At 63.3% G+C, this 12,923-nt stretch carries 10 protein-coding genes and 1 pseudogene; 4 read left to right on the top strand and 7 right to left on the bottom strand.

Annotated features, from left to right (window positions below):
- Nucleotides 1–76 precede the first annotated feature (76 nt).
- The 3 genes from LB515_RS19530 to LB515_RS19520 form a co-directional block, all read right to left on the bottom strand.
- On the bottom strand, nucleotides 77–538 hold the full coding sequence (locus tag LB515_RS19530) for an HPr kinase/phosphorylase (RefSeq protein ID WP_224607123.1): 462 nt from the start codon (nucleotides 536–538) through the stop codon (nucleotides 77–79).
- Nucleotides 539–551: 13 nt separating this feature from the next.
- Nucleotides 552–2,336, bottom strand: coding sequence for a sensor histidine kinase (locus tag LB515_RS19525; protein WP_318012633.1), 1,785 nt, complete (start codon nucleotides 2,334–2,336; stop codon nucleotides 552–554).
- A 127-nt stretch (nucleotides 2,337–2,463) separates the two neighbouring features.
- Nucleotides 2,464–3,165, bottom strand: a complete 702-nt coding sequence (locus LB515_RS19520) for a response regulator transcription factor (protein WP_006201274.1) — start codon at nucleotides 3,163–3,165, stop codon at nucleotides 2,464–2,466.
- 341 nt (nucleotides 3,166–3,506) lie between these two features.
- Between LB515_RS19520 and LB515_RS19515 the strand changes: the two genes are divergently transcribed.
- The 4 genes from LB515_RS19515 to LB515_RS19500 all read left to right on the top strand — a co-directional run bounded on the left by LB515_RS19515 (nucleotide 3,507) and on the right by LB515_RS19500 (nucleotide 7,726).
- Nucleotides 3,507–5,117 carry a phosphoenolpyruvate carboxykinase gene (locus tag LB515_RS19515; protein ID WP_224708677.1) on the top strand — a complete coding sequence of 537 codons (1,611 nt, stop codon included), beginning with the start codon at nucleotides 3,507–3,509 and terminating at the stop codon, nucleotides 5,115–5,117.
- Between the two features lie 82 nt (nucleotides 5,118–5,199).
- Nucleotides 5,200–5,637, top strand: a complete 438-nt coding sequence (arfB, locus tag LB515_RS19510) for an alternative ribosome rescue aminoacyl-tRNA hydrolase ArfB (protein WP_140843521.1) — start codon at nucleotides 5,200–5,202, stop codon at nucleotides 5,635–5,637.
- Between the two features lie 188 nt (nucleotides 5,638–5,825).
- A complete protein-coding gene (locus LB515_RS19505; protein WP_224708676.1) occupies nucleotides 5,826–6,443 on the top strand; it encodes an alpha-ketoglutarate-dependent dioxygenase AlkB in 618 nt (205 codons plus the stop codon).
- A gap of 107 nt (nucleotides 6,444–6,550) precedes the next feature.
- Nucleotides 6,551–7,726, top strand: a complete 1,176-nt coding sequence (locus LB515_RS19500; RefSeq protein ID WP_224708675.1) for a glycosyltransferase family 87 protein — start codon at nucleotides 6,551–6,553, stop codon at nucleotides 7,724–7,726.
- 410 nt (nucleotides 7,727–8,136) lie between these two features.
- Here the strand turns inward: LB515_RS19500 and LB515_RS19495 are convergent, their stop codons facing one another.
- From LB515_RS19495 to coaA, 4 genes and pseudogenes are all read right to left on the bottom strand, one after another.
- Nucleotides 8,137–9,432, bottom strand: coding sequence for a hypothetical protein (locus LB515_RS19495; protein WP_224708674.1), 1,296 nt, complete (start codon nucleotides 9,430–9,432; stop codon nucleotides 8,137–8,139).
- A gap of 431 nt (nucleotides 9,433–9,863) precedes the next feature.
- Nucleotides 9,864–11,414: a hypothetical protein gene (locus tag LB515_RS19490; protein ID WP_224708673.1), complete on the bottom strand. Its 1,551-nt coding sequence runs from the start codon at nucleotides 11,412–11,414 to the stop codon at nucleotides 9,864–9,866.
- Nucleotides 11,411–11,686, bottom strand: a pseudogene (locus tag LB515_RS19485) (GtrA family protein); the annotation flags it as partial. The gene LB515_RS19490 and the pseudogene LB515_RS19485, both read right to left, overlap by 4 nt.
- A 218-nt stretch (nucleotides 11,687–11,904) precedes the next feature.
- A complete protein-coding gene (gene coaA / locus LB515_RS19480; protein ID WP_140843531.1) occupies nucleotides 11,905–12,864 on the bottom strand; it encodes a type I pantothenate kinase in 960 nt (319 codons plus the stop codon).
- Nucleotides 12,865–12,923 lie beyond the last annotated feature (59 nt).

The raw sequence follows: 12,923 nt of genomic DNA, 5'->3' as shown, positions 1-12,923 counted from the left end.
CACGGCCGGTTGACAAGCCCAAAATTGCGGCGGCCCGGGCCATTTTGACGCATCGCAGCAAAAAACCCGGGCCGGATCATGAAAAAGGCTGGATCGACAGCCGCGCCATCAGCATGGGCAACGCGGCGGTGACATTTCGCCGGGCGATGTCGACGCGGGGCAGTCGGCATCCGCCGATCGTCTCCGTGGTCTCGTCCTGCAGACGCGCCATGTCCGCCGGTTCGACAAGCCGCGCCACAAGGTCGATCACGGCGGCCGGTTCGAAAGCCAGCGGCCGCGGTCCGATGCCGTGCACCTCGGCGAGGCCGGCGATGCTCACCGGCGCGCGGCACACCAGCCGGCCGCTGTGCGCGGCCGCAAACAACTGGTCGTCGCCGACCAGCCGGGCAAAAAGGCCCTGCGCGCGGCAATGATCGACAAGCGCCAGCGCCAGCGTCGTCTTGCCGGCGCCGGACGGCCCGGTGATCAGCACGCCGCGCTCGCCGGCCAGTATGGCCGTCCCATGGATGTTGCGGGGCTTTGCGGCGGCGCCTGGCATGTCGGTTCGGCGATCAGCCTTCCGCCGGCAGCGTCACCACGAAACGCGCGCCCTTGATCTCGCCGGGCTTGGTGCCGGGGATGTTCTCGGCCGTCAGCGTGCCGCCATGTGCCTCGACGATCTGACGGCTGATCGACAGCCCGAGGCCGGAGTTCTGGCCGAACGCCTCGCCGGCCGGCCGGTCGGTATAGAAGCGCTCGAAGATGCGGTCGATCTTCTCGGCCCGGATACCCGGGCCGTTGTCGTCGACGGTGATGATGTTGAACTTGCCCCCGCGCGCCAGCGAGATCGCGATGTGGCCATGCTCGTCCGGCACAAAGGAACGCGCGTTCTCGATCAGGTTGGTGATGACCTGGCCGATCCTGAGGTCATGGCCGACGACGAAATAGCCTTTGGCGCCGGCCGGCAGCTTGGCGACCTTGAGGTCGATCTCGACGGCCTTCTTGTTGCGCGTCGTCTCGCGCGAGACGGCGATGAGGTCGGTGATGAACTTCTTCAGGTCGACGGTCGCGGCATCGTCGCGCGCCAGCTCGGCATCGAGGCGGGACGCATCCGAGATATCGGTGATCAAGCGGTCGAGCCGCCTCACGTCGTGCTGGATGATCTCCATCAGGCGTGCGCGAGAAGCATCGTTTTTCGCCAAAGGTAGCGTTTCCACGGCGCTGCGCAGCGACGTCAGCGGGTTCTTCAACTCATGCGACACGTCGGCGGCGAAACTTTCGATCGCCTCGATTCTCGCATACAGCGCATTCGTCATATCGCGCACGGCAATGGACAAATTGCCGATCTCGTCCTGACGATCGGAAAAGTCGGGGATTTCCTCGCGGCTCTTGACGCCGCGCCGCACCCTGACGGCGGCGGCTGAAAGCCGGCGCAGCGGATTGGCGATGGTGGAGGCGAGCAGCATCGACAGGATCGCGGTGACGAGCGCCGCCACCCCGAACACGCGCAGGATCGCCTTGCGCTCGGCCGCGACGATCTTGTCGATGTCGCCGCCTTCGGTGGACAGCATCAAGACGCCGAGCACGGCGCGGAAGCGCTGGATCGGCACCGCGACGGAGACGATCTGTTCGCCCTGCTCGCTCACCCGCACGATGGTCGAAGGGCTGCCGGTCAGCGCCTTGACCACTTCGGGAAAGGCCGCGCCGTTGCCGCCGGGCTGCTCGTGGTAGACCGGCAGGTCCTTGTTGCGGAAGAAGTCGAAGATGAACTTCTCCACTCGCTCCACGAGGCCCGGCTGCTCCTCGTCGACGGGCGGCAGGTCGTAGCGCAGGATCTGGCCGCGCGAATAAAGATGCCGCGAATCGAGCAGCAGGTTGGCGTCGCGGTCATAGATGCGGGCGCGGGTGCGCGTCGGCGAGATCAAGCGTCGCAGCACCGGCGCGACGCGCTCGGGATTGATCGGGAAATCGAGGTTGTCGAGCTGGTCCGACCCCGGCCCCAGGCTTTCGCCCGCTTGCAGCTCCAGCAGCTTTTCCGGGTCGATGCTGATCGAATCGGTCTCGACGGTCGCCGAAGCCGCGATGGCGCCGGCGATGATCTCGCCCTGCGTCATCAGGCTTTCGACGCGCGCGTCGATCAGCCCGTCGCGAAAGGTGTTCAGGTAAAGGATGCCGGTGACCAGCACGGCGAGGCCGGCCAGGTTGAGGAACAGGATGCGCCGCGTCAGGCTGGAGAAGATGTGATGGCCGAGAAACCGGCGCATCGGCACCGTGATTCTCGAAACGAAGGCGGGCACGATCCGCGGCGGACGCCTTGCCGCGCCCGCCCGTCTGCCTCGCTCTACTTCCACTGCCATCGAATAGCAGGCCCTGTTTAGTTAGTGAGTAGTGAGTAGGCAGTAGGGAAGTGGTTGGCTGACTTCGGCTATGGGTGGCCGCCCGCATCATTCAAAACTGACTACTGACTATTCCCTACTGCCTATCTTACGCTTCGCGGAACCGGTACCCGACTCCGTAAAGGGTTTCGATCATCTCAAAGTCGTCGTCGACGGCCTTGAACTTCTTGCGCAGCCGCTTGATGTGGCTGTCGATGGTGCGGTCGTCGACATAGACCTGTTCATCATAGGCTGAATCCATCAGCGCATCACGGCTTTTTACCACACCGGGGCGCTGCGCCAGCGAATGCAGGATGAGGAATTCGGTCACCGTCAGCGTCACCGGCTCGCCCTTCCAGGTGCAGGTGTGCCGCTCCTGGTCCATCACCAGCTGGCCGCGTTCGAGCGAGCGGGCCTGCTGACTGGGCGCCTTGGCCGCCGCCTCGCGGGCGCTGGTGCGGCGCAGCACTGCGCGCACGCGCTCGACAAGCAGGCGCTGCGAGAACGGTTTGCGGATGAAGTCGTCGGCGCCCATCTTGAGACCGAACAACTCGTCGATCTCGTCGTCCTTCGACGTCAGGAAGATGACCGGGAGATCCGACTTCTGGCGCATGCGGCGCAACAGCTCCATGCCGTCCATGCGCGGCATCTTGATGTCGAGAATGGCGAGGTTCGGCGGCCGTGCCGCCAGGCCTTCCAGCGCCGACGCGCCATCGGTGTAGGTTTCGACCCGATAGCCCTCGGATTCGAGCGCGATCGACACCGAGGTCAGAATGTTGCGGTCGTCGTCGACAAGCGCGATTGTTGCCATTTCAAGCGGCTCCCTCATGAGCTGTCCCTTCTGTCGTCGAGAAGGGGCTTTTGCAGGACAAATTGGGTACAAAATGTGGCACGGGCCTTGTCCGAAGTCACGGGCGGCCTGCCGTCACACGCCATCGCACCCATAGTGGGATTGGACGAACCGAGCCTGCCAATCCTTTGGGCAACCTCTACGGTTTTTTGCACATATAAACGATTTAAACAACTTTCAAATTTTTTAAATCGATTAATGATTTGATATCATTCGGCTTTTCTGGTTCTGAACCTGACGGCCCCAGCGCGGGCTCCGGGAAGTAACCCGTCAGATGCGGCCAAATCCAGAGAGGAAATTTGATGTCGGAAGCCGGCAAACGCAACCCCGACTGCGCCATCGACGCGATCGGCCTGAAGACAATGGGCATGGTACGCTATAATTTTGGCGCGGCCGAACTCTACGAGGAAGCGATCCGGCGCGGCGAGGCGAGGTTGACCGCGCAGGGCGCGCTGGTCGCCGAGACCGGCCAGCACACCGGGCGTTCGCCGAAGGATAAATTCGTCGTGCGCGACGAGGCGACCGGCGGCCAGGTCTGGTGGGACAACAACAAGGCGATCTCGCCGGGTGAGTTCGAAGCGCTGCTGGCGGATTTCAAGGCACATGCAGCCGGCAAGGACCTCTACGTGCAGGACCTCGTCGGCGGCGCCGACGCCAATCTGAAGCTGCCGACCCGGGTCATCACCGAATTCGCCTGGCACTCGCTGTTCATCCGCAATCTTTTGATCCGTCCCGAAGCCGCGGAGATCGAGCGTTTCGTGCCGCAGCTGACGATCATCGACCTGCACTCCTTCCGCGCCGATCCGGCGCGTCACGGCACCCGCACCGAAACGGTGATCGCGGTCGACCTCACCCGCAAGATCGTTCTGATTGGCGGCACCTCCTATGCCGGCGAGATGAAGAAGTCGGTTTTCACCATGCTGAACTATCTGCTGCCGGCAAGGGGCGTGATGCCGATGCACTGTTCCGCCAATGAAGGTGCGGACGGCGACGCAGCCGTCTTCTTCGGCCTGTCCGGCACCGGCAAGACGACGCTGTCGGCCGACCCGTCGCGCACGCTGATCGGCGACGACGAGCATGGCTGGGGCCCGCAGGGCATCTTCAATTTCGAGGGCGGCTGCTACGCCAAGACGATCAGGCTGTCGGCGGAGGCCGAACCGGAGATCTTCGCCACCACGCAGCGCTTCGGCACGGTGCTGGAGAACGTGGTGCTCGACGCCGGCCGCGTTCCGGATTTCAACGATGGCAGCCTGACCGAGAACACGCGCTGCGCCTATCCGCTGGATTTCATCCCCAATGCCTCGAAGACCGGCCGCGCCGGGCATCCGAAGAACATCATCATGCTGACGGCAGACGCCTTCGGCGTCATGCCGCCGATCGCCAGGCTGACGCCGGCGCAGGCGATGTACCATTTCCTGTCGGGCTATACCGCCAAGGTTGCCGGCACGGAAAAGGGCGTCACCGAGCCGGAGGCGACGTTCTCGACCTGCTTCGGCGCCCCGTTCATGCCGCGCCATCCGTCCGAATACGGCAATCTGCTGCGCGAGCTGATCGCCGGCCATGGCGTCGACTGCTGGCTGGTCAACACCGGCTGGACCGGCGGCGCCTACGGCACCGGCCGCCGCATGCCGATCAAGGTAACGCGCGCCTTGCTGGGCGCCGCCCTCGACGGTTCGCTGAAGTCGGCCGAGTTCCGCACCGACGCCAATTTCGGCTTCGAGGTGCCGGTGGCGGTCCCGGGTGTCGACGGCGCCATTCTCGACCCGCGCTCGACCTGGGCGGACAAGGCCGGTTACGACCGCCAGGCAGCGAAGCTGGTCAACATGTTCGCCGTCAATTTCGAGAAGTTCGAACGCCATGTCGACGCGACCATCCTCGGCGCGGCGCCGCGGATGCAGGAAGCGGCTGAATAGCAGTCACTGCCAATGTCTTCCTCCAGGGCCTGGCTCGCGCCGGGCCTTTTCTTTTTGCCGCCGTCGCGTCATGAGTGCGTGTATGGCAAGCGACGACGATATCACCATCTCCGGCGAAGCGGTCATCCGTCCTGGCGACCTGCATGAGGACTTCATCCGCTCGTCGGGTCCGGGCGGCCAGAACGTCAACAAGGTGGCCACCGCCGTGCAGCTGCGCTTCGACGCGGCGAACGCGTCCGGCCTGTCCGAGCGCGTGCGCGAGCGCGCCATCAAGCTGGCCGGCCAGCGCGCCACCAAGGACGGCGTCATCGTCATCGAGGCAGGCCGCTTCCGCACCCAGGAGCAGAACCGCGCCGACGCGCGGGCGCGGCTGACTGCATTGATCGCCAAGGCGGCCGAGCCGCCGCCTCCGCCGCGCAAGAAGACCAGGCCGTCCAAAGGCGCCGTCGAGCGCCGCCTCAAGAGCAAGGCAGGCCGGTCGACGGTGAAGAAGCTGCGCGGTCGGGTGGAAAGCGATTGATCCGGCCAAAGCCGCTGCTTTCGGGTCGCCGCCTTCTTTGAAGAATGGCATGGCTTGGGGCATGATGCCGAACAGTGTGAAGCGGTTTGCGGGACATCATGCCCTATCCCTCTGATTTAGAGACGGATTCAGATTTCATGTCGAACAGACCCGAAACCATCCGGCTCTAGAGAGCAACGGATCGATCCATGCTCGTTTTGCCCAAAGGCGTCCGCCATATGCCGGGCTACCTCGCGCGCCCGGCCCAGGAAGCGCTGGTCGAGGAGATCAGGCGCGTCGTACAGGCCGCACCCCTCTACGTGCCGGCCATGCCGCGCAGCGGCAAGGAGATGAGCGTGCGCATGACCAATTGCGGCGCGCTTGGCTGGGTGACCGACAAGGAGCGCGGCTATCGCTATCAGCCGACGCATCCGGTGACCGGCGAGCCCTGGCCGCCGATCCCGGAAGCCCTGCTGGAATTATGGCGCGAGGTCTCGGCCTATCCGCATCCGCCCGAGGCATGCCTGGTCAACTTCTATTCGGCGGATGCAAAAATGGGCCTGCATCAGGACCGCGACGAACAGGATTTCGCCGCGCCCGTGGTGTCGGTCTCGCTGGGCGACGACTGCCTGTTCCGGGTCGGCCAGGACAGGCGCGATGGCGGCACCAAGTCGTTCAGGCTGAAGAGCGGCGACGTCGTCGTGCTTGGCGGCGAAGGCCGCCTCGCCTTCCACGGTGTCGACCGCATCTATCCGGCGACATCGGCGCTGCTGAAGAACGGCGGCCGCATCAATCTGACGCTGCGGCGGGTGACGGTGCCTGGCTGAGCATATTGGGGCAAGACGATCTTAAGGACACCTGGGCTACAATCGCGGTTGCTATAACCGAGATCGCCATGCAACCTGATTGGATTAGGACCAGGAGCCTTTTGGACGTGGCCATTGTCACGGTCGTGTCGATCATCGCCGCATGGATGACTTGGTTCTACCTGAGCTTTCTGTGGACCTTGGACAGCCGAGGCTTTTCCGCGCTGTCGCACAGGCTCCCCTACTGGGATTTCACCAACCTCTGGGCAGGTTCGCGCATGGCCATCGAGGGCCACGTTGCCGTTCTCTTCGACGTGGAGGCCTATCGCGCGGCGCTGCGCGCGATGTTCTCACCCGACCTTCCAAATCAGGAATGGAGCTATCCGCCGAACATCCTCCTGCTCGGCGTTCCGCTTGCCACCTTGCCGATCCTGCCTGCCTATCTGATCTGGACGGTCGGGACCGTGCTGTGCCTGTGGCTGGCGATCCGGCCGCTGAAGCTCGGAGCGGCGCTGGAACTGGCGATTGTCTTGAGCCCGGCGGTTATCTGGAACTCCTTGTTCGGCCAGAACGGCGCGCTGACCGCCGCGCTGTTGATCGGAGGCCTCGCCGTGGCACCAAGGCGTCCGCTGCTGGCCGGAATCCTGTTCGGCTTGCTGACGATCAAACCGCATCTCGGCATTCTCGTGCCCTTCTGCCTGCTCGCCAGCGGCAACTGGCGCGCCATTCTCGCGGCGATCGGCACCAGCGTCGTGATCGCCCTCGCCACCGGCCTGTTCTTTGGCTTCGATGTCTGGCGCCTGTTCCTGACCGAAACCCGCCCCTTGATGACGGCGATCATGGAGGCGCCTTATCCGCAGCCCTATCAGTACAACGCGATAACGGTGTTCTTCACGGCGAGAGCTTTCGGCGCCGGGGTGACCTCCGCCTATGGCGTGCAGGCGGTCGCAACCATCGCGTCCATCGCCGCGGCGATCTGGCTCTGGCGGCCGGGCCGCGTGGTCTCGCATCAGGAACGCGTGGTGCTTACCGCTGTCCTCGCAATCCTTGCCACGCCCTATGGCTATACCTACGACACGATCGGTGTGGCCGTAGCGGTGGCGATGCTCGCCGCGATGGTTTCCAGGCCGCCTCGGCTGATCCTGGCGATTTGCTGGCTCGCGCCTTTCGTCGTGAATTTTTTCACCTGGGGCGGATATTGCGTCGCTGTCCTGATCCCGCTGTTTCTTGCCGCGTGGATGCTGCATTCGATATGGACGAGAGGCCGGAAGGCTGAACTCTCGGGAGAACCGTCCCTAGCCTGAAACAATTCCAAGATACGTGCGCAGCGATAGGCTCGGCGGCTTTGCCGCAGCCTTCCGTTCGCCGCAGGAAGTATGAAGAATGACGGCCATGTCAATTTGAGGCGGTCGCGGGTCCTCGTGCCTGGCTAATTCCTGCGTTGCGCTGTAGCACCCGTACCTCGCCCCGCGCGCACCACGCCATCAATGACATCAGCGGCAGGAAAAGCGCGACGCCGATATGCTCACGCTCGCTGAAACATTGCCGGGAAACAGCACCGGCATCGCATAGGCGGCAGGGGCAAGCGCGAGAAGCGCCGGTCCTTCCCTGAAACGGGCGGCGCACCGCCGCGCGGCCAGCATCAGTCCCGCCAGGGCAGCCAGAAAGGAGATATCCTTTAAGCGCCAATTGATCTCGATCAGCCAGTGCCGTCCTAATTGCGTTCGGCGATATCGCTGCGGATGAACAGGGTTACGGAGGCGTTCTGATAGAGCAGACGATAGTCCTGCAAAGCCTTTGCGATCAAAGGGCTGTCACGCAACGGCGCCGTTGCGTGCGGCTGCGTCAGATGGAGCTTTATCGGTACGTCCGGTCCTGCGGTTCCGTCATCGGCAACGATATCGGGCCGTTTCGTGGCCAACTCACTGGCGATCGCCTGCGTGTAATCCGCGCGCAAGGCTTCGAGCCTGAGGCGGGTCGCGATATCCGGCCCAGACTCGATCAGGACCTGGGCATCATTGACCATCCAGCCGGACGGGTGGCGCCCAACCATGCGAGCGCCGGTCATCCGGACGAGCGGATTGCCGATCTGCAGCGCCGAGCCGATCGATATAAAGGTCGGGTGATCGGCGATCCGGTTGATGGCGGCCGTCGCCGCGTCGAGATCGCCACGCGGTTCGACGAATGCCAGGCCTTGCCGTGGCGCGACGGTCGTTACGAGCAAAAGCAGACCGAACCCGACACCCGCCCTTGCCAGCACAGGCAGGTCGCGCTGTGGCCGCAACCGGATAAACTGGAGCACAAAGGCCAACATGCCGAGCGTCAGGAACGGCATCGCCTGATAGGTCCAGCCTTTGCCCAAGACGACAAACCCAGGGACATAGCCAACACCTGCCAGCAGCAGAACCTTCGCATCGCGATCGGGCCGGTCAGGGTAGGCCATGGCCAACGTTGCCGCGGCCATGGCCACGAAAATCTTCACCGGCAAGAGCATCAACATGTCGACGACCGGCAAGCGCATCGGCAAATAGACCTCGCGCAGCAAAGGCAGGACACCGGTGAAGAAGGGCTGCATAAAGACTACAAGCACGACCAGATAGGCGACGGTCAAAACAGCGCCGAAGACATTCTCGGTCGTCAGCAGAGGCCGCGCCGAGCGTCGCTGCGCGGCAAGGACCAGCACCGGCGCAGCCAGCGCCAGCACGCTGAAGGGCGGTTTGATCATGACGAAAATCGCGGCGCCAATCCCGGCGGCAAGCCGCTCGGCCGTGCTGCCGGCGCGGAAATCCGCTGTCCGGTCGCGTGCCGCAAGCAGCGCCAGCCAAGGCAAAAGGCAGATGACTGCGATTTGTTCGCGCTGACCGAAATCCGCCGGCGACAGCGCAAGCAGAAGAAACACCAGGACCGGAACTGCCCAGACGAATCGCGTCAGCGTTTGGTCGGCACGTACGAGGATTCGAGCTGAAAGCCAGACCGAACCGATTGCCAGCACTACCATGCCGAGCCCCACCCAGAGCTCCGCCGAAAACCCGGTCAACCGCTCAAGAATTAGGAATGGCAGATAGAGCCAGGTCGAAAAGGGCGGATTGGCCTCGGCGACGTCGACATAAAGGCGTTCGCCGCTCAGCACGCGGTCGCCGACGGTCAGCAGCCACGATACGTCGACATTGCCCGGCAAGAGGCGCGAGACGACGATCGCATAGAGGGCGATCAACAATGTTGCGGCAGCCGGCAGGCCAAGGCGAAATGCAGTTCCGGCCTGACGGGGCCGCAGATCGGCCTGCTCGCCTGAAGCAACCAATGGCGCATCCATGCCGGGAGCCTCAATAGCAGTACAGCGTTTGTGGCTTAGTTTCTAACGGACCGGCAGTTAAGCGCGCTTTAACCGGCAGCCACCGTTCAAAATTTCCTCGCGACCTCTCCCGAAAGGACGGCTGCGGATCACTCTGCCTGGGCAGTTCCTGTATTGCGCAGCAACACCTGCACTTCGTCATCCTCGGCAATTTGCTGATAGCGTCGCAGGAAGTTGGTGTAGTCTTGCCACTGGGCAAGCTCCGCATTCCAGTCCCTGTCCTTTTTCTCGACGATTATCATGGCAGGCTTCTGGGTCTCGAGTTCGGCGATCTTGCTCTCGATGTAGCGATCGGCGATCTGCCGGTAGTGGGACGCCGCCTCCTGGTCGCCGTTCCGGCTTGCGATGCCTGAAAGATAACGCGCCGATTCACCCAGCCAGTCGTTGCAATGGCGTGAAATCCATGTCCCGCCGAGCATGCGGGTAAGTGGATGGCCCCCCGAGATGTCGGCGCCGACTAGCGCGACGGTCGGCTGAGGAGCTGCGGCCTTAAGCTTGGCGACAAACTCTGCACTGAGCTTCTGTGTCTGCATGAACGGGATGGCGGCGGCCGCAATGATGACAGCCAGCAGCACCTTGCGCACCAGTTCCATTGCCGTGCCCGGCGACTTGTATGTCGCCGGGGCAGCTTGCGCCATCCTCAGCAGGAGGGCCGCCAGAATCAGACTGAAGGCCGGAAACGCGTGATAGGGCCAGCCTTTTGCCTGGTAGATCAGCGGCACGGTCGCAGCCAGCGAAGCAAGCGTGAACACGGTGACCAGTGGCGACAAAGGCAATCCCGGTCTAAGAAGATATAGCGCGGCAAGAGCGACCACATAGATCGGCACATAGATCTCCAGCAGCGCCTGCATCTTCTGCATCCGCATATAGGTGTCGGCCAGCATCGGATAGACGACGCTCAGGAATTCCGGATAGAAATACTGGACGGCAACGACATAGGCGACGCAGACCAGCCCGATCGCCCAGTTCTCGACGGCGAAAAGCATCCGGATCGACCGGCGGCTCCAGGCCGCGTATAACGCCGGAACGAGCACGACCAGTGCATAGTAGGGCTTCACCAGAACCAGCACGCTGCCGCTAAGCCCGGCAAGAACCGCCATCAGGATACTCGGCACGCGTCCTTCGATAGGCGCCGCGCGCCACGCCGTCAGCACCAGCATCGGCAAAAACAACGCGATCCCCAGTTGCTCCCGTTCGGTGAAAGCATTGCCCGGGAAGATGACAAGCAGGGCCAGGAACAGCGGCAACATTTGAAACAGCGCGCGGTTCTCGGCAAGACCGGCCTGCTTGGCGATCAGCCCGGCAAACCCCAATCCTGCCAGGCAAATCGCATAGCTGTAGGCATGAACCGCCACCTCCGGCGACATGCCGACCTTGTGCGCCAGTGCCACGACCGGCATGAACATCCAAGGCGTGAAAGGCGGATTGACTTCGAACACGTCGACATAGAGCCGTGATCCGGCAAGCATCTTCTCGCACAGCGTGATCACCCAACTTGTGTCTGGTATGACGCCCCATCGCATCTGCCAGGGAATGGCGGCCGCCAGGACCAGCAGGCAAAGTATCACGGTCCATGCCCACATGCTGCGCGCTTCGCCGATAGGCGCGTCTGCTGTCGGTCTGTCGAGCACGGCGGTCATCGGCTCTCTCCTTCGGGGCAGAGGGGGCCGTTGGCGCCCATGGGAGCGCCGAAGACAAACTTGCGTAAGACTGCGAAGTTCAGAACCGGCACTAGAATGGAAGCCAGCGCCACCGGCGCCGACGACAGGTATCCGGCGAGATCGGTGAGAATTGCGGCCAGCCCAACGGAGAGGAGGAATCCGGCCCCGGTTGCACAGGCGAAGCGGAAGATTTCGACGCCAAGCGCACCGTCAGGCATGAACGTCACGCAGCGATGCCCGCAATAGGAAAACGCTGCTCCGGCGCTGGCGTCGAGCTTGTCGAGTTAGGCTCATCCCGCCGGACAAATAGCGGCAGCGCCGCCTCTGCATTGAAGCCCGAAATGACCAGTGAATAGACCGGGGCTCGCGTCCCGCGGCATTGCCCGCATTGATCACCGGTTGCCTCCCGACACCCGCTGGAGTTTGGCTGGCAACGCTAGTCGGGATTGCCTAAGGCGTCGTTAAGAGGTCACAATTTCCTTAACGCCACTTCCTCGATGAGGTGGTTGGTGCCCTTGCGCAGGATGAGGTCGGCCCGCGCCCTGGTCGGCAGGATGTTCTCGCGCAGGTTCTTCAGGTTGATGTTGGCCCACAGCCCCTCGGCGATGGCCCGCGCGGCATCCTCGGAGAGCTGCGAATAGCGGTGGAAGAAGGAATCCGGATTGCGGAAGGCGGTTTCGCGCAGCCGCATGAAACGCTGGATGTACCATTGATGGATCAGCTTCTCGTCGGCATCGATATAGATGGCGAAATCGAAGAAGTCGGACAGGAACGGCACGATCTTGCCATCCTTCGGCAGCTTGCCCGGCTGCAGCACGTTGATGCCTTCGAAGATCAGTATGTCCGGCCGGTCGATGGTGACAAACTCGCCGGGAATCACGTCGTAGGTCAGGTGCGAATAGACCGGCGCCCGGACGCTGCTTTGCGCCGACTTGATGCCGGACAGGAACCTGAGCAGCGCGCCGACGTCGTAGCTCTCGGGAAACCCCTTGCGCTCCATCAGGTTCTCGCGGCGCAGAATCTCGTTGGGCAAGAGGAAGCCGTCGGTGGTGATGAGGTCGACTTTCGGGCTCGACGGCCAGCGCGCCAGAAGTTCCTTCAGCACGCGCGCCGTGGTCGACTTGCCGACCGCGACCGAGCCGGCAATGCCGATGATGAAGGGTGTCTTGACGACGTCCTGCGCGTTGAAAAAGGCCTGGCGCTGCCGGAACAGCAGTTGGCTCGCCTCGACATGGGCCGAAAGCAGCCGGGACAGCGAGAGGTAGATGCGCTTGACCTCTTCGAGGTCGACCGGGTCGTTGAGCGAGCGCAGCCGGTCGATCTCGTCCCCGGTCAGCGTCAGCGGCGTGTCGGCCCGAAACTGCGACCATTGCTCGGCGGAGAAGAATCGATAGGGGGAATACTTCTCGGTCGGAGCCAGCTGGTCCATCGGGTTTCCTGCCCTCCTAGAGCGTGCCGCCGAAAAGTGCGAAGCCGGGCGACATCATG

Origin of the sequence: Mesorhizobium sp. CA15 (assembly GCF_020165215.1) — a bacterium.
Taxonomy (GTDB): Bacteria; Pseudomonadota; Alphaproteobacteria; order Rhizobiales; family Rhizobiaceae; genus Mesorhizobium.
This window is presented reverse-complemented; position numbering and strand designations above follow the sequence as displayed.